Raw genomic sequence first — 19534 nt, 5'->3', positions numbered from 1 at the left:
GTCTGCCTATTTTATTAGCAAAAGCCTTTGGCACAATACCAAAGGCTTTAATTTAAAATCGTTACTGTTGTTTTGCCAATGGTGGTACTTCACGACCACGACGTTGGTAGAATTCTTGCACGAACTGGTCAAAACGGTCTTCATCAATCGCCTGACGGATGCTTTCCATTAAACGCTGGTAGTAGCGTAAGTTATGGATAGTATTCAAGCGAGCACCCAAAATCTCATTACAACGCTCTAGGTGGTGTAAATACGACTTAGAATAATTTTGACAAGTGTAACAGTCGCAATGTGGATCCAGCGCAGTGGTATCTGTTTTGTGTTTCGCATTACGGATCTTGATCACACCGCCAGTCACAAACAGATGGCCATTACGCGCATTACGCGTTGGCATGACACAGTCGAACATATCAATACCACGACGCACGCCTTCAACCAGGTCTTCTGGTTTACCAACCCCCATTAAGTAGCGAGGCTTGTCTTCAGGAAGCTGAGGACAAGTGTGCTCTAGGATACGGTGCATATCTTCTTTTGGCTCACCAACGGCTAGGCCGCCCACAGCGTAACCGTCAAAACCGATGTCCGTTAGGCCTTTCACCGATACATCACGTAAATCTTCGTAAACGCCACCCTGAACGATACCAAACAGGTTGTTCGAGTTGTCGAGTTTATCGAAGTGATCGCGTGAACGTTGTGCCCAGCGTAGCGACATCTCCATCGATTTTTTCGCTTCATCGTGTGTCGCAGGGTAAGGCGTACACTCATCAAAAATCATCACGATGTCAGAGCCGAGATCTTTCTGGATTTCCATCGACTTTTCAGCGTCCATAAAAATCTTGTCGCCGTTGACCGGATTACGGAAGTGGACACCTTCTTCGGTGATCTTACGCATTTTACCGAGACTAAATACTTGGAAACCACCTGAATCGGTCAGAATAGGACCGTGCCAGTTCATAAAATCGTGCAGATCGCCGTGCATTTTCATCACGTCTTGACCTGGGCGCAACCATAAGTGGAAAGTGTTACCGAGCAGAATTTCAGCACCCGTACCTTTCACTTCTTCCGGCGTCATGCCTTTAACGGTACCATAAGTACCAACGGGCATAAATGCGGGGGTTTGAACGGTGCCACGTTCGAAGGTCAATTGACCACGACGCGCCACACCATCTTTTTTCTTGAGATCGAATTTTAACTTCACGAAGCCTCCGGTTGTCAGAGAAACAGTCTGACATTAAGTTCAGAGCATTAAGCTCTATTGAGGAGCGGTCGCCTTCCATGCGAGATACCAACCAGCCTTCTGGTTAGTGTCCTAGCGTTCTGCTAGCACTCGTAAAAACTATGTTTTAAAACGCTGACTAATGTTAGATACAGCTAGTCGTTTTTTTCTTGATGAACATTGAATCACCATAAGAGAAGAAGCGGTACTTATTCTCGACGGCATGCTTGTAAGCATTCATGGTATTTTCATAACCTGCAAATGCACTGACTAACATGATCAGTGTTGACTCTGGCAGGTGGAAATTAGTAATTAAACAATCCACTAGCTGGTATTCGTAACCAGGGAAGATGAAAATCTCTGTATCACCAAAGAAAGGGGCTAATGGTGTGCCCTTGTTCAATGCATCTTGCGCTGCACTCTCTATTGAGCGCACCGAGGTTGTCCCCACGGCAATGATTCTACCACCACGAGCTTTAGTTGCATTGATCGCATCAACCACTTGTTGTGGGACTTCAACATACTCAGCGTGCATATGATGTTCAGTTATCTTGTCCACTTTGACAGGCTGAAACGTACCCGCCCCTACGTGCAAAGTCACGAAAGCAAACTCGACCCCTTTGGCTTTGATTTTTTCCAGTAGCTGCTCATCAAAATGTAACCCTGCCGTTGGCGCTGCTACTGCCCCTGGCTTTTGGTTATACACGGTTTGGTAGCGCTCTTTGTCTGAATCTTCATCTGGGCGATCGATATAGGGTGGCAACGGCATGTGACCAATCTCTTCGAGAACCGTCAAGACGTTCTTGTCGCTGTTAAACACCAGTTCAAACAGTGCATCGTGACGTGCAACCATCAAGGCTGAGTACTCGTCGTTTTCACCGATAAAAATGGTCGATCCCGGTTTGGGTGATTTAGAACAGCGCACATGAGCCAAAATACTCTTGTCATCCAGTACACGTTCAACCAATACTTCGAGCTTGCCACCTGACTCTTTACGGCCAAACATACGTGCAGGAATAACACGTGTATTGTTGAAAACCACTAAATCCCCAGGTTCAACCTGGTCAAGTATGTCGGTAAATGTACCGTCTTGTAGCGCTCCACTATTGCCATCTAACTGCAGCAAACGGCTTGCAGTACGCTCAGGTTGCGGATAACGAGCAATCAGCTCATCAGGTAAGTCAAAATGGAAATCAGATACTTGCATGTCACTAATCTTATGTCGTGTTTTCTTCGGTCGTGATGGAAGTCGAACTGATTCTGTCACAAACAGACGACGAGTTTTTCGCAGCCGACTAGTATATTCTGCATACTCGCAATAGCAAGGAAAGAGATGTGAATTATTGTAATCAAATACGATTTTATCCAGTCAGGAAAACTGGCCGGGATTGAGAGTGCTCAATGAGCAGTGAAACAGTTCATATTTCTCTACTGCAACCATATAAATTAGGATAAAACCCAACCAGATCTCACTATATTGCAGCAAAAGTTACTATATTAATAACAGAGACCGAGTAACCGTCTGGTCAAGCATACCGCTTTCCAATGTTGTCCGTTGAGGTTACCAGGCATAAACAAAAATCAGGAGGCAGTCATGATTAAAGTCGAAGACATGATGACGCGTAGTCCACACACTCTACTACGCTCTCATAACCTAGCCGATGCCAAAAGCATGATGGAAGCACTCGACATTCGTCATGTGCCTATCGTCGATGCCAACAAACAGTTACTCGGCGTCGTATCTCAACGAGATGTGTTAGCAGCCCAAGAGTCTAGCTTGCAAAACATCCCTGAAAACCAATCTTATACTCTCGATACTCCCCTGTATGAAATCATGAAGACAGGGGTAATGACCGTGGCACCGCAAGCGGGATTGAAAGAGAGCGCTATCTATATGCAAAAACACAAAGTGGGCTGTTTACCTGTGGTGGATCGCGGAGAACTGATCGGCATCATTACCGACAGTGATTTCGTTGCGATTGCCATCAATTTGCTTGAACTAGAAGAAGAGTCTGAGCCTGAAGAGACGGAATGAGTCACGTACTTACCTGTATTTGGAGTAAGGGTCATCGTTAGGCAACTTACTCCATTAACAGCAGACTAGGCAATTTCTACCACTGTTTTTGGCTTGATACATGCATTTATCAGCTCGCTTTAACAACTGATGGGGCTTAATCTTCTCAGCATAAACTTCAGTACAGCCAATACTCATCGTCAGTACACCACAAGGAGTACCGGGGTTGCGTAAGTTGAGTTCTTGTACCAAGGTTAACAACCTTTGAGCGATTTTTTTTCCTTGTTCTATATCCATCTCATGAAGAGTCACCACCAGTTCCTCTCCGCCATAACGATATAAATTATCATCATGTCGCAGGGCCATATTTAAGGCTCCAACCACTCTTTTAAGAGCGAGATCCCCTTCAAGGTGCCCCCAGTGATCGTTGTATTTTTTGAAGTAATCGATGTCACACATCAATAAAACAAAGGGCTTATTGTTGGTTCGATGATGTTCAATATAATTAGGCAGATCATCAACCATCGCTCGTCGATTTAGGACTCCCGTTAAACCATCTCGCCGGGCATTATCTTTCCAGCGCTGGGAAGTTTCTTTTTCTTCAATGATAATTCTGGCCTGAGCCATATAAAAAAGCCCAAAAAAAATCACGGCAAAGACACTACCTACCACCCCTCGATAAACAAAGTCATGGTAAGCATTTGTTTTGTCCAACAACTCCCCAACCAGAACGCTTCTGTGGTGTTCCTGCTGCGCTTCTATACTTGAGGTACAATCAATCGCGGCAAATAAGTGCTTGCCATAAGTTGAGGGGGAAAGAGGGGTATTGTCAGATTGATTAATGACTTCACCATTCAGTGTATCTAGGTGTTGCAAAGTCTCATTAGTGCATGGATATGTTGAAAGATAGGAACCAAAATTGAGCAGCGCGTAGGCCATATCTAACTCATAGGCGACCTCATCCACTGATGTATTTCCAGCGATAAGAAGCTCTAGCGCATTCAACATATGCTCTCTAGAGCGGAAGGCAAAAGGGCGTTCAGTAATTTTATCTGAGCTCTCAAAAAAACGCAGCACTTGCTCGGTTTGAGGCCGTATTGCGCCTAAGTACAAAAAAATCAACAATAACAGCACACAACAGCAACCCACACCACCTAAAACAGACCCTTTAAGCAGCACACTTTTAATGTTCTTATACCAAGGCTTCATTAATTAGCTTCTATCCTAACCACCATCCAAATCCAATTATTAAAATTCCTTAGATTGCTGGGGTCTCGCCCCTCATAGCTAGACTCAACCAGCCTGACCGGGCCGTGTTGCCTGAGCGTCAAAGGCTGTCCATTTTCATGTGTCACTAATAACCAGTGTTTTTTCAGCCAATCATCTAACTTAACGGCGTAACCGTCTAACGCCGTTAACGTTATAGAATTAGGCACTGCAGGAAAATGCTTTGCCAACAGATCCTCGACATAAACCCCTTTCATTGCAACGTCTTGACTTCGATAGGGAGCATAAATCGTCATCTCCGTATCAGCTTGCTCTCTCAACTCAGCAACCGAGATTCGAACGATCTCATTGTTGGCCACCAGTTCAATCATCTCAGTCGCGGCGTAACCTTTAATAGAGAATAGTAATGATAATAACAACAATATAGCGCGAGGGGCGAATTTACTCATGTCAAGCACCGTAAGAAAACCGTGTACTAATAACAATAGTCAAATATATTCACGTTTGAAAAGTATATTGATACATTTAAATATAATGTTCATTATCAGTAGGGTAAACAGTACGAATATCAATACTAAATGCAATAAGCCCAAAATAAAAAAAGAGCGGCCTGCACCGCTCAAAAGCATGTCAACGTTTATGCCTAAACAGAATACCAATAGCCAATCACTTGTCAGTTTTAGTCCAACAATGACAAGTGGTGGCTAAGCGGCAAGGGATTAAAATTGGTCTTCTTCGGTTGACCCAGTCAATGCCGTCACTGATGAGTTACCACCTTGAATGGTGTTGGTCATCTTATCGAAGTAACCTGTGCCCACTTCTTGTTGGTGAGCAACGAAGGTGTAGCCTTTCTCCGCCGCTTGGAACTCAGGGCGCTGAACTTTCTCAACATAGTGACGCATTCCTTCTCCTTGCGCGTAATCATGCGCAAGTTCGAACATGTTGAACCACATATTGTGAATACCCGCCAACGTAATGAACTGGTACTTGTAGCCCATGTCCGATAGCTCTTGTTGGAACTTAGCAATGGTGTCTGCATCAAGGTTCTTCTCCCAGTTGAATGAAGGAGAACAGTTGTAAGCCAGCAGTTGATCTGGGTATTCAGCGTGGATTGCCTCAGCGAACTGACGAGCTTCTTCTAGACAAGGCGTTGCCGTTTCACACCAGATAAGGTCTGCATATGGCGCGTAAGCAAGACCACGAGAAATCGCTTGGTCGATACCAGCACGTACGCGGTAGAAACCCTCTTGAGTGCGCTCACCCACAATAAAGTCAGCATCGTAAGAGTCGCAATCAGACGTGATAAGATCCGCTGCGTTAGCATCTGTACGCGCAATCACTAAGGTTGTAGTACCAGCGACATCTGCCGCCAGACGAGCTGCAACAAGCTTTTGCACCGCTTCTTGAGTTGGAACCAATACCTTACCACCCATGTGACCACACTTTTTCACTGACGCGAGTTGGTCTTCGAAGTGCACACCGGCAGCACCGGCATCAATCATCGACTTCATCAGCTCATAAGCGTTAAGTACCCCGCCAAAGCCCGCTTCAGCGTCCGCTACGATAGGTAGGAAGTAGTCAATCGCGCCTTCATCCGCTGGAGACTTACCACCAGACCACTGAATTTGGTCTGCGCGACGGAACGAGTTGTTGATGCGTTTTACTACCGAAGGAACCGAATCCACTGGGTATAGTGATTGGTCTGGGTACATGGTTGATGCAGTGTTGTTATCTGCCGCTACCTGCCAGCCTGAAAGGTAAATCGCTTCGATACCCGCTTTAGCTTGCTGCACTGCTTGACCACCAGTTAGTGCGCCCAGACAGTTTACGTAACCTTTCTTAGCATCACCATTGACCAGTGACCATAGTTTGTCAGCACCACGCTGAGCGATGGTATTTGCAGGTACCATTGAGCCACGTAGTTCAACAACCTCTTCCGCAGAGTAAGGACGTTTTACATTTTTCCAGCGTGGATTGGTTGCCCAATCTTTTTCTAGAGCTTCAATTTGTTGGCGGCGAGTTAAGTTAGTCATCGGTCTATCCCTCTGTTGATGAGCGCTTTTGTGATCGGCGCTTTGTTTTTATTGCCTTTGGCAGTACTTCCTTCTCTGCCATTGAGCATTCACGTTATTGTCAGGTTGTTGAGTTATTATCTGTTAGTCGAGGTAGTCATAACCTGGAATGGTTAAGAAGTTACTCAGTTCATCACTAGTGGTCAGCTTGGCCATCAACTCGGCCGCTTCTGCAAAGCGTCCCGTTTGATAGCGCGCCACGCCGACCTCTTGTTTCACCACCTCGATCTCTTCGGCAAGGTACTGTTCAAACAGCGCATTGGTCACGATTTGACCGTTATCGAGCGCCTTGCCATGTTGAATCCATTGCCAGATAGAAGCGCGAGAGATTTCGGCTGTCGCGGCATCTTCCATCAGGCCGTAAATCGGCACACAGCCATTACCCGAGATCCAAGCTTCGATGTATTGCAGCGCCACGCGAATGTTATGACGCATTCCTTGTTCGGTAATCGCTCCATCACACGGGGCAAGTAGGTCTGCCGCTGTAATGGGTGCATCTTGCTCACGTGAAACATTTAATTGATTGGTGCGCTCGCCTAATGCCTGATCAAATACCGCCATTGCAGTATCGGCAAGCCCGGGGTGCGCAACCCAAGTGCCATCATGGCCATTGCTCGCTTCAAGTGATTTGTCGTTATAAACCTTGTCGAGCACTTGCTGATTGGTCTGCGGGTCTTTGGCTGGGATAAAGGCGGCCATCCCTCCCATCGCGAAAGCGCCACGCTGGTGACAAGTGCGAATAAGCAAACGCGAGTAAGCATTCAAAAATGGTTTGTCCATCGTCACTACCTGACGATCTGGCAGTACTCGTTCAGGGTGTTTTTTCAATGTTTTGATGTAGCTGAAGATATAGTCCCAACGACCGCAATTGAGGCCAACAATATGCTCTTTGAGTGAAAAAAGAATTTCATCCATCTCAAATACTGCGGGCAGAGTTTCAATCAGAACCGTGGCTTTAATCGTACCAGTATCGAGGCCGAAGTAATCTTCAGCAAAATGGAACACATCACTCCACCACTGCGCTTCTGTATAGGATTGAAGTTTCGGGATGTAGAAATAAGGGCCACTGCCTTTATTAAGTAACGTGGTGTAGTTGTTATAAAAATAAAGCGCAAAATCAAACAGAGCTCCCGGGATAATCTCTCCGTTAAATGTGACGTGCTTTTCTTTTAAGTGCAGGCCACGAACACGGCAGACAAGCACCGCAGGATCATCCTTCAACTCATATTGCTTACCGTTTGCTGGATTGGTGTAACTGATTTGCCCTTTTACCGCATCACGCAGATTTATCTGACCATCTAATACTTTGTCCCAAGCCGGTGACATTGAGTCTTCGAAATCAGCCATAAAGACTTTTACATTAGCGTTTAAGGCGTTAATCACCATTTTACGATCGGTAGGACCAGTAATTTCGACACGACGATCCTGAAGATCGTTAGGGATGCCTTGAATTTTCCAACTGCCTTCTCTGATATCTCGCGTATCTTCAAGAAAGTCAGGCAATTCACCAGCATCAATGCGCGCTTGCTTTTCTTCTCGCGCCGCAAGTAGTTGCTCTATACGACCCGAAAACTTACTGCACAACAGAGATAAAAAGGTTTGGGCTTCAACAGGGAAAATCGTTTGATGTTGTGGCGAAAGAGAGCCCGTAACATCAAGTACGCCTTCGGTATGAAAACTTTCGTGATCTTGTGTTGTTTTTTCTCTATCAGGCGTGTTGGCAAGCATAATTTCATCCTTAACTATCCGTAATGGGTACAACAGCGACTTTGGACGTTAACCCAGTTACATTTGTAACTATAAAACAACAATCAAACATCCTTACTGACTGCAATTCGTTTTCGTTTTCCGTTTCGTTGGCTGTTAGATTGACTGAGCTGAACGTGCTTTACAATCTAGACATAAGTCTTACTAAGCCTGCATTTAAACTATACCAACATACGTTAGAGTAAAAGTACTAAAGTAAACAAAACGTTAAATTCGAAGTTTTATTCCGTGGCGGTTAAGTACTTGATTTGGATCACCAAAACGTAACTAGTTACGTAATTTAATTACAGTAAAATTAGGACTGTAAAAACGTTTCAAACGCACGTTTAACTTTTAATAAAACCAGACAAGGCTCAGTGTGGTTGGTCGAAGCGAGGGTTAGTCTATGGGGTATCAAACAGTAGGAGAAATGAGTGTTGTAAAATTCACACTGTGAAATTTCACAATTTAATGAAAGCTTCATTAAGATTTGTTTGTAAAATTTTACAAGTCAAAGTTTACCAACAGCATAAAATGCTAAAAAGCACACTAAAACCAGTGTGCTTTTATAAGAGAAAGCCGCGAGTAGCACTAAGACTTATCGCTAAAGTAACTCTGACACCACATCAGCTAAGTGATTAAACGTATTCACTCGCGATGAGCTTGGCCGCCAAACCAAGCCAATATGGCGATGAGCTTGCTGCCCTGGGGCATCAATAACCACCAAGTTTTGTTTCTCAATCAAACCATGATTAATCGCCATCTGAGGAATAAACGTGGTCCCCATCCCATTCGCAACCATCTGAACCAACGTGTGTAGACTTGTGGCAGAGAATGGATTGATCTTCTCTTTATCGGTTAACTGGCAGGCTGATACCGCATGCTCGGTTAAACAGTGCTCTTTTTCGAGTAAGAACACGAATTCATTCGGCAGATCGGCGTACTTAATCGGAGTACGTATGGCATCCGCTTGATTCTGGCTGATGATCATGCGAAACGGGTCACTACCAACAATACGGCTATCCATACCGTGAATGTCGACTGGCAGAGCAAGAATAAGCACGTCTAACTCTCCATGGCGCAGTGCATCAAGCAAGTTTGTCGTGGTGTCCTCTCTTAGTAACAGATTTAATTGGGGGAAGCGCTGATTGACAACCTGAACTAACTCACACAATAAGAAAGGTGCAATAGTTGGAATACAACCGACTCGCAACTGCCCTTCCATCTCATCGCCCTGACACAAACGACCAAGCTCGACTAAATCTTGCCCTTTCGCCAGCAGCTCTCGGCCTTGTTGAACGACCTGTTCGCCAGCATGAGTGAAAACCAGTGGACTTTTCTTGTCTTTCTTTTCATATAAAGGGCAACCAATCAACTCTTCAAGGTTCTGTATCCCTTTACTTAAGGTCGACTGGCTAACAAAGCATTTGTCAGCGGCATCGCCAAAATGGCGGGTTTCATGGAGAGTAACCAAGTAATGTAACTGTTTGAGGCTAGGCCACTTATTCATAGAAGTATCGATTAATTATAGTGAGATATTGACCAAGTTAATAAAACACGACTTATCGCTTTTCTCGATTAACTTAATCTATTTAATTCGCTTTTTTACATACTACAATGTGTACTATAGTTTGTCGCGTACAAACACGGACCGAACCAATGCCTAATAGGCGGGTTTGGAACAAACCATATATTTTAGGAGCAAGAAAATGGTACTAGTAGGTCGTCAAGCCCCAGATTTTACTGCTGCAGCTGTTCTAGGTAACGGTGAAATCGTTGATAGCTTCAACTTTGCAGAGTTCACTAAAGGTAAGAAAGCGGTTGTTTTCTTCTACCCACTAGATTTCACGTTCGTTTGCCCATCTGAGCTAATCGCATTCGACAACCGTTTCGAAGATTTCAAAGCGAAAGGCGTTGAGGTTATCGGTGTTTCTATCGATTCTCAGTTCTCACACAACGCATGGCGTAACACTGCTATCGAAGATGGCGGTATCGGTCAAGTTAAGTACCCACTAATCGCTGACGTTAAGCACGAAATTTGTAAAGCATACGACGTTGAGCACCCAGAAGCAGGTGTTGCTTTCCGTGGTTCTTTCCTTATCGACGAAGACGGTCTAGTACGTCACCAAGTGGTTAACGATCTACCACTAGGTCGTAACATTGACGAAATGCTACGTATGGTTGACGCACTAAACTTCCACCAGAAGCATGGTGAAGTTTGTCCAGCACAGTGGGAAGAAGGTAAAGCAGGTATGGACGCATCACCAAAAGGTGTTGCAGCGTTCCTATCTGAGCACTCACAAGACCTAGGCAAAAAGTAATTGCCTGACTCATACCCAAGCTCAACGGGTATGAATGGTTGGTAAATATAAAGCTACTATAAGCGCAAAAAGCGCAGCGCCAATCAGTGATAAGTAAAGTCGAGATAAAGAGCCCAAAGTAATCCTTTGGGCTCTTTTTTTATTGCTCGACATTGATGACGCACTGCTGCACTCTCGCACAGATGATAAGCAAAGTTCGAGGACATCATTCCTTGCAGGCTCAAGATCAGACAAACAACGATTATTTGACAAACAATATAGTTAAAAAGACAAAGTGTCGCTAAAGAGACAATGCGTATCGGCTTACAGACTTTATCGTCGTACGCTCTTTAAAGTCTTACGGGCTGTTATTATGATGGCGCTAACTTAATTTAAGACAGAGCAAGCAGGCTCTCTCAGCAAACATAACATGGAGATTTAACATGGCTTACTTTTCTCTCGCCTTTGGTAGCGCGACCAAAAATCGCGATGAAAAAATCATCGAAGCATTTTTTCCAAACCCAGTCCTTAACCCAACGGATGCTCTTGTTGACGCGGTAGCAAAAATTTCGGGTTACGAGCAAGGCAACCAAGCTATCGAGATCTCAGCAGCACAAAGTGCAGAGCTAGCAACAGCATTCGAAGCAAATGGCGATGCAGCCAACGCCTCTTTCGCAGCAAAAGCCGCGCAATCTGCGCAGCCACTGGTACTTGTTGTTCTGGCAACAGATGAAAAACCAGCTTCGGTTGCAGAAGGCTTCCTTAAACTGCAACTTATCTCGAATCGTCTTGTGAAGCCACACGGCACGGTACTTGATGGTATCTTCGGTCTACTGCACAACATCGCATGGACTAACGAAGGCCCAATCGACCTGCCTGAACTTGCTGAACGCCAAATCGAAGCGCGTCTTGCAGGTCGTACTCTAAGCGTCGATTGTGTGGATAAGTTCCCGAAAATGGTCGATTACGTAGTCCCAGCAGGGATCCGTATTGCTGATACCTCACGCGTACGTCTTGGCGCACACGTTGGTGAAGGCACCACTGTAATGCATGAAGGCTTCATCAACTTCAACGCCGGCACCACGGGTGTGAGCATGGTTGAAGGTCGAATTTCTGCTGGCGTGGTGGTTGGTAATGGTTCTGACATCGGTGGTGGCGCTTCTATCATGGGCACCCTATCTGGTGGCGGCACTGTCGTTGTCTCTATCGGTGAGAACTCTCTGCTAGGTGCGAACGCAGGCCTAGGCTTCCCGCTTGGTGACCGCTGTACCGTTGAGTCAGGCCTTTACGTCACCGCTGGTGCTAAAGTTCTAATGCTCGACTCATCAGGTAACGAAGTCGAAGTGGTTAAAGCTCGTGATCTTGCTGGCGTTTCTGACCTACTATTCCGTCGTAACTCAGTGACTGGCCAAATTGAATGTTTAGCCAACAAGACCGCGGTTGAGCTGAACAGCGAGTTACACAGCAATAACTAAACACGCCTGAGAGCAAATACCCAGCCGAACCTAATCAGGTTCGGCTTTTTTGTTTTTAGCTATTACTAAAGCCACGCATATTTTCATAATATACGCTGCAACATTTTGACTAGCTCTGCACGTACTTCCTTGCCACCAATAACGGCCAGAAACACCAAGCCTCCAGGAATTAAAACCAACATCAGTATCGGTCTTAATACATACGAGAAGCACATTAAGCTTGGAATAAATATTAACCATTGCGTCGCTTTCACAACACCTCTTACTAACCAATCTGACATGTTTTTTATCCTAGACTAAAAATGAGCGCGCTCAAATTTATAATTGATCGCGCTCAGTTTGTCAATAAGCAGTGACGGAGGTATTATCCACCTATTGATATTTGGGATGAGAAAAGCATGAGCAAAAGAGAGCAAACTCGAGAGCGAATTTTAAGCGCAGCCTGGCATCTGTTTGAGACTCAGGGTTATCAAGAAACCTCAACTCGTCAGATCGCACGACAAGCAGGTGTTGCGGATGGCACTGTATTTAGTCACTTTGAAACGAAACTCGCGATTTTACGTGAAGGCATGCTAAGCCAACTCACTCGCCTCTCAGAGCAACCTCGACAGGGCTTAGATAGCACTGTAAACAACCAACTCGAGCTGGGAATGCAATTTGCCAACACTTATTACCGCTACTATTTTGCCAATATAAATCTAAGCCGCGCACTACTCAAAGAAGTCATCTGGGACATGAACTATTATCACTCTTTTAACCAAGACTTATTCGACGCCACTGACCTCTCCACCACCATTGTTAAAAAAATGCCCCTTATACTCGACTGTTATTTCATGACTTTAATCACTCATCTAAGTCATGACGAGCCTAAATTAGATGCCGCGCTTAATGATCTAGAAAGTAAGTACCGCTTATTACTCAGCGACGATTAATCTCATCCCCAACTTGCCAGTGACACCTCAATCAAACGATTTCGTTTAACATTTTTGTGACATTTTTATGCTCGAACGCTCATTTTGAGTGTTTTATTGTTTTCGTATTCGCCTGAGTATGGAGAATGTACGCCATCAGCCAATCACAATTTATCGGCTTCCTATCGTATTAACTCGCTAAAATAAACATAGGATGCTTAAAAGGACATTTACTATGACTGAGCAAAAATACATTGTTGCCCTAGACCAAGGAACAACAAGCTCTCGTGCGGTAATACTGGATCATGACGCCAATATTGTCAGTATCGCCCAACGTGAATTTACTCAGATCTATCCTCACTCAGGATGGGTAGAGCATGATCCTTTAGAGATTTGGGCGACTCAGAGTTCAACCTTAATTGAAGTGCTCGCCAAATCAGGAATTAGCAGTGATCAACTGGCTGCGATTGGCATTACTAACCAACGTGAAACAACCATCGTCTGGAACAAAGAAACGGGTAAACCGATCTATAACGCCATCGTGTGGCAGTGTCGACGTACCGCAGAGATTTGTGAAGAACTCAAAGCGAATGGTTTGGAGGAATATGTACGTGAAAGCACTGGCCTACTGCTTGACCCTTATTTCTCTGGCACCAAAGTTAAATGGATTTTAGATAACGTCGAAGGCGCTCGCGAAGATGCCAAAGCCGGTAAATTGTTATTTGGCACTGTGGATACCTGGTTAGTCTGGAAGATGACTCAAGGTCGTGTTCATGTGACCGATTACACTAATGCATCACGAACCATGCTGTTTAACATCAATGAGCTACGCTGGGACCAAAAACTCCTCGATGAACTCGGCATTCCTGCATCAATGATGCCAGAAGTAAAACGTTCATCTGAAGTTTATGGCCAAACCAATATTGGTGGTAAAGGCGGAACTCGTATTCCAATCGCCGGTATCGCTGGTGACCAGCAAGCCGCGCTTTACGGTCAAATGTGTGTCGAGGCCGGTCAGGCAAAGAACACTTATGGTACGGGCTGTTTCCTTTTGATGAATACTGGTAAAGAGAAAGTCAACTCAACCCACGGCTTATTGACCACACTGGCTTGTGGACCTAACGGTGAACCCGCTTACGCATTAGAAGGCGCCGTATTTATGGGCGGTGCCGCGATACAATGGCTGCGTGACGAAATGAAACTGCTCGCCGACGCCAAAGACTCAGAGTACTTTGCCACTAAAGTTGATTCGTCCAATGGTGTCTATGTGGTGCCGGCGTTCACAGGATTAGGCGCTCCATATTGGGATGCCTGGGCACGTGGTACGATTGTCGGCTTAACCCGCGGCGTCAGCTCGAACCATATAATTCGCGCGACATTAGAAAGCATCGCCTATCAAACACGTGATGTACTCGATGCTATGCAGGCAGACTCGGGAATCGAGTTGGCCAACTTGCGAGTCGATGGCGGCGCCGTCTCAAATAACTTCTTAATGCAGTTCCAGTCAGATGTGCTTGATACTGACGTCGTCAGACCTAAAGTAACCGAAGTGACCGCGCTTGGAGCCGCCTATTTAGCGGGGCTCGCCGTGGGCTATTGGGGTAGTATCGACGAATTGAAGCACAAAGCACAACTTGATCGCACATTTAAACCTCATCATGACGAAGAGAAACGTCGCCGCCGCTATAAGGGCTGGAAGCGAGCCGTCAAATGCACCCAAGTCTGGGCAGAAATGCACAGTGCAGACGATGAATAATCCTCTATTGCTCACATTTCACTTTCTGTAACAGCGCCGAACGGCGCTCTTTTTGCGTCTTGCCGCGGATTCTTTGCTTTACTCCCTTCTCTCAACGCGCTAATTCGCGCACAATAACATCAGTAAGCATTTTCGAATTTGGTGTAATGAGCATTGAGGCTGGTTACCCAGGGAGTTATCAGTGAAACAGATCCCACGTCACCAGCAAATTGTTGCCTTGGTGCAAAAACAAGGCTATGTCAGTACCGATGAACTGGTGGAAAAGTTTAATGTCAGCCCACAAACCATTCGCCGCGATCTCAATGAATTAGCGGATGAAAACAAAATTCGTCGTTACCACGGCGGGGCGACGATCCCACTCAGTTCTGAAAATACCTCTTACAATACCCGTAAGAGCATGAACTACAATGAAAAAGATGTTATTGCCGAAGAGGTGGTAAAACACATCCCAGATGGCGCAACACTATTTATCGACATAGGCACAACGCCAGAGGCGATTGCTCGCGCATTAAGTAAGAACCACAAGCAACTGCGCGTGGTGACCAATAACATCAATGTCGCCGCCATATTACTGGCCAACCCTGAATTTAAAGTGATCTTGGCCGGTGGTGAAGTTCGCAATCGTGATGGAGGCATTGTTGGTGAAGCCACGCTCGATTTTATTAAGCAATTTAGGTTGGACTTTGGCATCTTGGGTATTAGTGGCATCGATTTTGACGGATCCTTACTCGACTTTGACTACCATGAAGTGCGCGTAAAACAAGCCATCATCGAAAATAGCCGCAGTGTTTTCCTTGCCGTTGACCACTCTAAGTTTGGCCGCAATGCGATGGTCAAGTTGGGTAATATTTCTCAGCTACACATGCTGTTTACCGATAAACAGCCGCCTAAAGAAATTCTATCGATTCTTAAACAACAATCCATTCCCTTCCAAGTCGTCGAGCGTTAATTTACTCACAAAGCCATTACCAATCGACAACAAAACAAAAACCTTCATGTTCGTATGGAGGTTTTTTTATGCCTAAAACACATAAACACTCAAAAACGAAAATAAATCGTGATCTTAAACGAAAGGTGATATAGGATAATAATTCGTTCCTAAATGCTCGTTCGCTCACTACAAGGTCAAGAAATTTATGGATACCACTTCTAACGCAGTACACACAGATAAAACTTTCGATTTGATCGTAATCGGTGGCGGCATTAATGGCGCAGGTATTGCTGCGGATGCGGCTGGGCGCGGCTTATCGGTCGGTCTATATGAAGCACAGGATTTTGCCTCTGCAACCTCTTCGGCAAGTTCAAAATTGATCCATGGTGGCTTGCGCTACTTAGAACATTATGAGTTTCGCTTGGTTTCGGAAGCACTCGCTGAGCGTGAAGTACTGCTCATGAAAGCGCCACACGTCGCTCAACCGATGCGTTTTCGCCTCCCTCATCGTCCATTCTTAAGACCTGCATGGATGATCCGTTGTGGATTGTTTCTGTACGATCATTTGGGTAAGCGCACCACATTACCGGCCAGTGAAAGTATTGACCTTAGTCAGTCAGGTTTGTTGAAGCCAGAAATGAAAAAAGGCTTTGAGTACTCAGACTGTTGGGTTGATGATGCGCGCTTGGTGTTGCTTAATGTCTTAGCCGCGCAGGAAAACAGCGCAGAAATTCGCAATTACTGCCGAGTAGAAAATGGCCATCGAGTGGGTGATTGCTGGCACGTCACGATTAAAAATGGCATCACGGGAGAAACCTTTACCCGTAAAGCAAAAGCATTGGTCAATGCCGCAGGGCCTTGGGTTAAACAGTTCTTTGATGACGGCCTTGAGCAAGCTTCACCGCGTAACATTCGTTTGATCAAAGGTTCACATATTGTTGTACCACGCATTCACGACGAACCTCAGGCTTATATCCTGCAAAATAAAGATAACCGAATCGTATTTATGATCCCTTACCTTGATAAGTTTTCGATCATTGGGACCACCGATGTCGAATACCAAGGCGATCCACGTAGCGTTGCGATCTCAGCCGATGAGGTTGACTATCTTATTGATATCGTCAATCAACATTTCGTCACCCAGCTCAGCTCAAAAGATGTGGTATGGAGCTATAGCGGCGTACGTCCACTGTGTGATGATGAATCCGATTCACCGCAAGCGATCACCCGAGACTACACACTTGAATTAGAGGCAGAGCTAGACCAAGCCCCTTTACTATCGATCTTCGGCGGTAAACTCACCACCTATCGTAAACTCGGTGAAGCCGCGCTTGAAAAACTCAAGCCGTATCTGCCCCATATGGGAGCGCCTTGGACGGCTCATCACGCACTACCAGGTGGTAATTTTAGTTGCTCTCGAGAACAATTGGCGAACACACTTCACGCCTCCTACCCATGGATGCCCTATTCGTTGCTGCTACGTTACGTGACCCAATTTGGCACTTATACTTGGCAACTGCTTAAAGGCGCAACCTGTACAGACGATCTTGGCAATGAGTTCTCTCAGGCGGCGCAGGGAGTTTATCAGTGTGAGATCGATTATCTTATTGAGCATGAAATGGCGGTAAGTGTTGAAGATATTTTGTGGCGTCGAACTAAGCTCGGCTTATACCTCTGCGAGCAAGAACAGCAAGCGCTAGCGAAATATGTCGAAAGCCGACAAGCAAAGCCTTTAGTTCAACTGTCTGAAGTTGGCTAAAGCGGAAACTCAATCAGGCTTGGTCGTCACTCCAAGCCTGATTAAACCAATGACTGTTTAACCGGGGTGCCCATCCACGCGTGGCTCAACGAGCATTTTGCCAAACTGAGCAAGGTAGAGTGCAAACGCCAGTACCCACAAACCACCACTCAATGTAATCAATTCCATCCAATAACTTGGCAACCAAATGACACCGACACTGCGCACTAACGCTGCGAACACAATCGCCATAAACGCAACGCTCATGTTTGGTCCTTGATAAATGGCTCTACCAGTATGGCCCATTGTCACGCGAGTTATCATGGCTAATATCACTCCACCTAACGCCCCTATCGCAAATAAATGCACCATGTTGTGACTTGCAAACGGATCAGACATCGCCCCGCGGAGTATCAAGCTGAGCGGAATACACAGATAAGTAGCATGCAGAGACCAAACCAGAGGTTCACTTAATGTGCGCCACGGCTGCCAACGCATCACACGAACTAAATGAGCGACACCAGCCAACAACATAAGTCCAGAGCCTAGCTGAGCAAAGGTCATGGGGAAGAAACTCAATAGGAACAGCGCAACCAGCGGGAAGTTGGCGGCCGCATCTAGCCAGACCAAAGGTTTTGCTTTATCAAAATTGAATCGTCTGGCAGTAAAGAAAGGGATCACGCGTCCACCCATCACCGAGAGTAATAAGGTAAACCACCACAACATAGCTTGCCAAACTGCGCTAGAGGGGAAAGGAGGCAGCCCTTTTATGGTCGCATAACTGGCGAAATTGGCGCCTATCGCCAATAAAAACAGTGGTACAAAGAACAGATTACGCCACCCTTTCGCTTTAATCACTCGACTGCCAACTTCATAAGCCGCACAAGCAATAAACAGTGCTTCAATTGAGGCCGTTACCCACAGCGGAACTGGTGTCCAGAGCAATATTCTTGGCGCGATCCATAACGCGACCAACCCTGCCAGTCGATGGCTTTTAGTCCCATTGATCCCGGTCCAGTTTTGTACCGCAGTTAACACAAAGCCCACCACGATCGCCATGGCAAAACCAAACAACATTTCATGGACATGCCACCAAAGGGCAGGAACCTTTAACGCGGCCGGCTGACCTGTCTGTAGCATCCAGATCCACAGTACGATTGAAAGCGGTGCGTAAATAGCGCCAAGTAAAAAGAAAGGTCGAAATCCTAAACGTAATACCGGCGCTATCGCTTGTTCTACTTTGTTGTCAGTAATATTGAGCACTCAATGACTCCTAAACAAAATCAGCTAATAAAAACAAACTCTTCTATCGCAAGAACCATTCCACTTTATCAACCTACGTCAATCAAGGGTTCACGACTTTACAATGGACTATTCGAGTCATTTTGACTTAAAGTTAACAAGTCATTTTGACTCATTAATGATTATTTACATCGCGACGGTTTGCAAACCCGCTCGCTTAGGTTACAACGTTAAGTCAGCACGCCACGATAAAGGAGACAATATGGCGAACTATATCTTTGGTTACGGCAGCTTGATGAACTCCGCATCTCGCCAGCTTACCGGACAAACCTCACAGGCGACGCCTGCCACGGCCCATGGTTTCAAGCGCTATTGGGGCAAAGTCGATGACAGTTATATCTTGTCCCCTCTGGTCGTCAACAAAGGCCAAGGGCAGGTCAATGGCGTTCTACTTGAAGTCAGTGACCGTGGTCTCCTAGAGTTCGATGTTCGTGAACGAGGTTATCATCGTGTGGTGATTGAACCAGACCAACTTGATGCGCCACTCTCGTTATGCTCTAGCGATCAAGTTTGGGTCTATATCAAAGATAACCCACAGCCCCCGTGCTCGCTGAGTCCCATCATGCAAACTTACGTTGATACTGTCCTCGCAGGTTGCTTAGAAATTTCGCAACACTTCGCCGAGCAGTTTGTACAACACACCGTAGGTTGGCATTTCCCGCTAGAAAATGACCGTCACCAACCTAAGTACGGCAATCTTGCAGGTGTCACCCCAGCTGATCATCCGACCATTGACGCTCTAATTGCCGACGTAATAGGGTAACGTTTACACCTACTGCAAACACTTATACAGCAAGTGTTTAACTTCGCAAATTGCACACGTCACTGCTATATAAATTGCCTTAT

17 protein-coding genes are annotated in these 19534 nt (G+C 45.7%); 8 read left to right on the top strand and 9 right to left on the bottom strand.

Features of this window, described 5'->3' with window-relative positions; translation table 11 throughout:
• Positions 1 to 61 precede the first annotated feature (61 nt).
• Together tgt and queA are read right to left on the bottom strand one after the other, a co-directional pair.
• On the bottom strand, positions 62 to 1198 hold the full coding sequence (tgt, locus tag ViNHUV68_RS03025; protein WP_391089255.1) for a tRNA guanosine(34) transglycosylase Tgt: 1137 nt from the start codon (positions 1196 to 1198) through the stop codon (positions 62 to 64).
• A gap of 163 nt (positions 1199 to 1361) precedes the next feature.
• The gene (queA, locus tag ViNHUV68_RS03020; RefSeq protein WP_391089253.1) at positions 1362 to 2423 is read right to left on the bottom strand and encodes a tRNA preQ1(34) S-adenosylmethionine ribosyltransferase-isomerase QueA; all 1062 of its coding nucleotides are present in this window, start codon (positions 2421 to 2423) and stop codon (positions 1362 to 1364) included.
• 387 nt (positions 2424 to 2810) lie between these two features.
• Here queA and ViNHUV68_RS03015 point away from each other — a divergent pair, with 387 nt between their 5' ends.
• On the top strand, positions 2811 to 3251 hold the full coding sequence (locus ViNHUV68_RS03015; protein ID WP_038174967.1) for a CBS domain-containing protein: 441 nt from the start codon (positions 2811 to 2813) through the stop codon (positions 3249 to 3251).
• A 54-nt stretch (positions 3252 to 3305) separates the two neighbouring features.
• On the opposite strand, the gene ViNHUV68_RS03010 is transcribed toward ViNHUV68_RS03015, so the two are convergent.
• The 5 genes from ViNHUV68_RS03010 to ViNHUV68_RS02990 form a co-directional block, all read right to left on the bottom strand.
• Positions 3306 to 4439, bottom strand: coding sequence for a diguanylate cyclase (locus tag ViNHUV68_RS03010; protein WP_391089251.1), 1134 nt, complete (start codon positions 4437 to 4439; stop codon positions 3306 to 3308).
• Positions 4439 to 4906 carry a hypothetical protein gene (locus ViNHUV68_RS03005; RefSeq protein WP_391089249.1) on the bottom strand — a complete coding sequence of 156 codons (468 nt, stop codon included), beginning with the start codon at positions 4904 to 4906 and terminating at the stop codon, positions 4439 to 4441. The genes ViNHUV68_RS03010 and ViNHUV68_RS03005 overlap by 1 nt, the downstream gene beginning before the upstream one ends.
• A gap of 270 nt (positions 4907 to 5176) precedes the next feature.
• Positions 5177 to 6490, bottom strand: a complete 1314-nt coding sequence (aceA, locus tag ViNHUV68_RS03000; RefSeq protein ID WP_038174968.1) for an isocitrate lyase — start codon at positions 6488 to 6490, stop codon at positions 5177 to 5179.
• 123 nt (positions 6491 to 6613) lie between these two features.
• Entirely contained in the window at positions 6614 to 8257 is a 1644-nt protein-coding gene (gene aceB, locus ViNHUV68_RS02995; RefSeq protein WP_391089247.1) for a malate synthase A, read from the bottom strand.
• A 622-nt stretch (positions 8258 to 8879) separates the two neighbouring features.
• The gene (locus ViNHUV68_RS02990) at positions 8880 to 9785 is read right to left on the bottom strand and encodes a hydrogen peroxide-inducible genes activator (protein ID WP_038174970.1); all 906 of its coding nucleotides are present in this window, start codon (positions 9783 to 9785) and stop codon (positions 8880 to 8882) included.
• A gap of 199 nt (positions 9786 to 9984) precedes the next feature.
• Here ViNHUV68_RS02990 and ViNHUV68_RS02985 point away from each other — a divergent pair, with 199 nt between their 5' ends.
• Positions 9985 to 10596 carry a peroxiredoxin C gene (locus tag ViNHUV68_RS02985; RefSeq protein WP_038174971.1) on the top strand — a complete coding sequence of 204 codons (612 nt, stop codon included), beginning with the start codon at positions 9985 to 9987 and terminating at the stop codon, positions 10594 to 10596.
• A 422-nt stretch (positions 10597 to 11018) separates the two neighbouring features.
• Positions 11019 to 12050, top strand: coding sequence for a 2,3,4,5-tetrahydropyridine-2,6-dicarboxylate N-succinyltransferase (dapD, locus tag ViNHUV68_RS02980; protein ID WP_038174972.1), 1032 nt, complete (start codon positions 11019 to 11021; stop codon positions 12048 to 12050).
• Positions 12051 to 12133: 83 nt separating this feature from the next.
• Here dapD and ViNHUV68_RS02975 read toward each other — a convergent pair whose 3' ends face one another.
• Positions 12134 to 12331: a hypothetical protein gene (locus tag ViNHUV68_RS02975; RefSeq protein WP_038174974.1), complete on the bottom strand. Its 198-nt coding sequence runs from the start codon at positions 12329 to 12331 to the stop codon at positions 12134 to 12136.
• A gap of 117 nt (positions 12332 to 12448) precedes the next feature.
• On the opposite strand from ViNHUV68_RS02975, the gene ViNHUV68_RS02970 reads away from it, so the two are divergent.
• The 4 genes from ViNHUV68_RS02970 (at position 12449) to glpD (ending at position 17407) form a co-directional block, all read left to right on the top strand.
• A complete protein-coding gene (locus ViNHUV68_RS02970) occupies positions 12449 to 12982 on the top strand; it encodes a TetR family transcriptional regulator (protein WP_391089244.1) in 534 nt (177 codons plus the stop codon).
• 214 nt (positions 12983 to 13196) lie between these two features.
• A complete protein-coding gene (glpK, locus tag ViNHUV68_RS02965; RefSeq protein WP_391089242.1) occupies positions 13197 to 14717 on the top strand; it encodes a glycerol kinase GlpK in 1521 nt (506 codons plus the stop codon).
• Between the two features lie 181 nt (positions 14718 to 14898).
• Entirely contained in the window at positions 14899 to 15666 is a 768-nt protein-coding gene (locus ViNHUV68_RS02960; RefSeq protein ID WP_038174977.1) for a DeoR/GlpR family transcriptional regulator, read from the top strand.
• Between the two features lie 187 nt (positions 15667 to 15853).
• A complete protein-coding gene (gene glpD, locus ViNHUV68_RS02955) occupies positions 15854 to 17407 on the top strand; it encodes a glycerol-3-phosphate dehydrogenase (protein WP_391089240.1) in 1554 nt (517 codons plus the stop codon).
• 57 nt (positions 17408 to 17464) lie between these two features.
• Here glpD and ViNHUV68_RS02950 read toward each other — a convergent pair whose 3' ends face one another.
• A complete protein-coding gene (locus ViNHUV68_RS02950) occupies positions 17465 to 18649 on the bottom strand; it encodes an NnrS family protein (RefSeq protein WP_391089239.1) in 1185 nt (394 codons plus the stop codon).
• A 241-nt stretch (positions 18650 to 18890) separates the two neighbouring features.
• Between ViNHUV68_RS02950 and ViNHUV68_RS02945 the strand changes: the two genes are divergently transcribed.
• Positions 18891 to 19451 (top strand): gamma-glutamylcyclotransferase, encoded by a 561-nt coding sequence (locus ViNHUV68_RS02945; RefSeq protein ID WP_391089237.1) that lies wholly within the window; start codon positions 18891 to 18893, stop codon positions 19449 to 19451.
• Positions 19452 to 19534: the final 83 nt, after the last annotated feature.

The organism is Vibrio sp. NH-UV-68 (genome assembly GCF_042940635.1).
Taxonomy (GTDB): domain Bacteria; phylum Pseudomonadota; class Gammaproteobacteria; order Enterobacterales; family Vibrionaceae; genus Vibrio; species Vibrio pacinii.
Note: the sequence above shows the minus strand (reverse complement) of the source record. Positions and strands in the feature narration are given on the sequence as shown.

What these genes read in the sequence shown, in the direction of transcription:
- queA (WP_391089253.1), bottom strand. Translation starts at nt 2,423, where the DNA reads ATGCAAGTATCTGATTTCCATTTTGACTTACCTGATGAGCTGATTGCT.
- ViNHUV68_RS03015 (WP_038174967.1), top strand. Translation starts at nt 2,811, where the DNA reads ATGATTAAAGTCGAAGACATGATGACGCGTAGTCCACACACTCTACTA.
- ViNHUV68_RS03010 (WP_391089251.1), bottom strand. Translation starts at nt 4,439, where the DNA reads ATGAAGCCTTGGTATAAGAACATTAAAAGTGTGCTGCTTAAAGGGTCT.
- ViNHUV68_RS03005 (WP_391089249.1), bottom strand. Translation starts at nt 4,906, where the DNA reads ATGAGTAAATTCGCCCCTCGCGCTATATTGTTGTTATTATCATTACTA.
- aceA (WP_038174968.1), bottom strand. Translation starts at nt 6,490, where the DNA reads ATGACTAACTTAACTCGCCGCCAACAAATTGAAGCTCTAGAAAAAGAT.
- aceB (WP_391089247.1), bottom strand. Translation starts at nt 8,257, where the DNA reads ATGCTTGCCAACACGCCTGATAGAGAAAAAACAACACAAGATCACGAA.
- ViNHUV68_RS02990 (WP_038174970.1), bottom strand. Translation starts at nt 9,785, where the DNA reads ATGAATAAGTGGCCTAGCCTCAAACAGTTACATTACTTGGTTACTCTC.
- ViNHUV68_RS02985 (WP_038174971.1), top strand. Translation starts at nt 9,985, where the DNA reads ATGGTACTAGTAGGTCGTCAAGCCCCAGATTTTACTGCTGCAGCTGTT.
- dapD (WP_038174972.1), top strand. Translation starts at nt 11,019, where the DNA reads ATGGCTTACTTTTCTCTCGCCTTTGGTAGCGCGACCAAAAATCGCGAT.
- ViNHUV68_RS02975 (WP_038174974.1), bottom strand. Translation starts at nt 12,331, where the DNA reads ATGTCAGATTGGTTAGTAAGAGGTGTTGTGAAAGCGACGCAATGGTTA.
- ViNHUV68_RS02970 (WP_391089244.1), top strand. Translation starts at nt 12,449, where the DNA reads ATGAGCAAAAGAGAGCAAACTCGAGAGCGAATTTTAAGCGCAGCCTGG.
- glpK (WP_391089242.1), top strand. Translation starts at nt 13,197, where the DNA reads ATGACTGAGCAAAAATACATTGTTGCCCTAGACCAAGGAACAACAAGC.
- glpD (WP_391089240.1), top strand. Translation starts at nt 15,854, where the DNA reads ATGGATACCACTTCTAACGCAGTACACACAGATAAAACTTTCGATTTG.
- ViNHUV68_RS02945 (WP_391089237.1), top strand. Translation starts at nt 18,891, where the DNA reads ATGGCGAACTATATCTTTGGTTACGGCAGCTTGATGAACTCCGCATCT.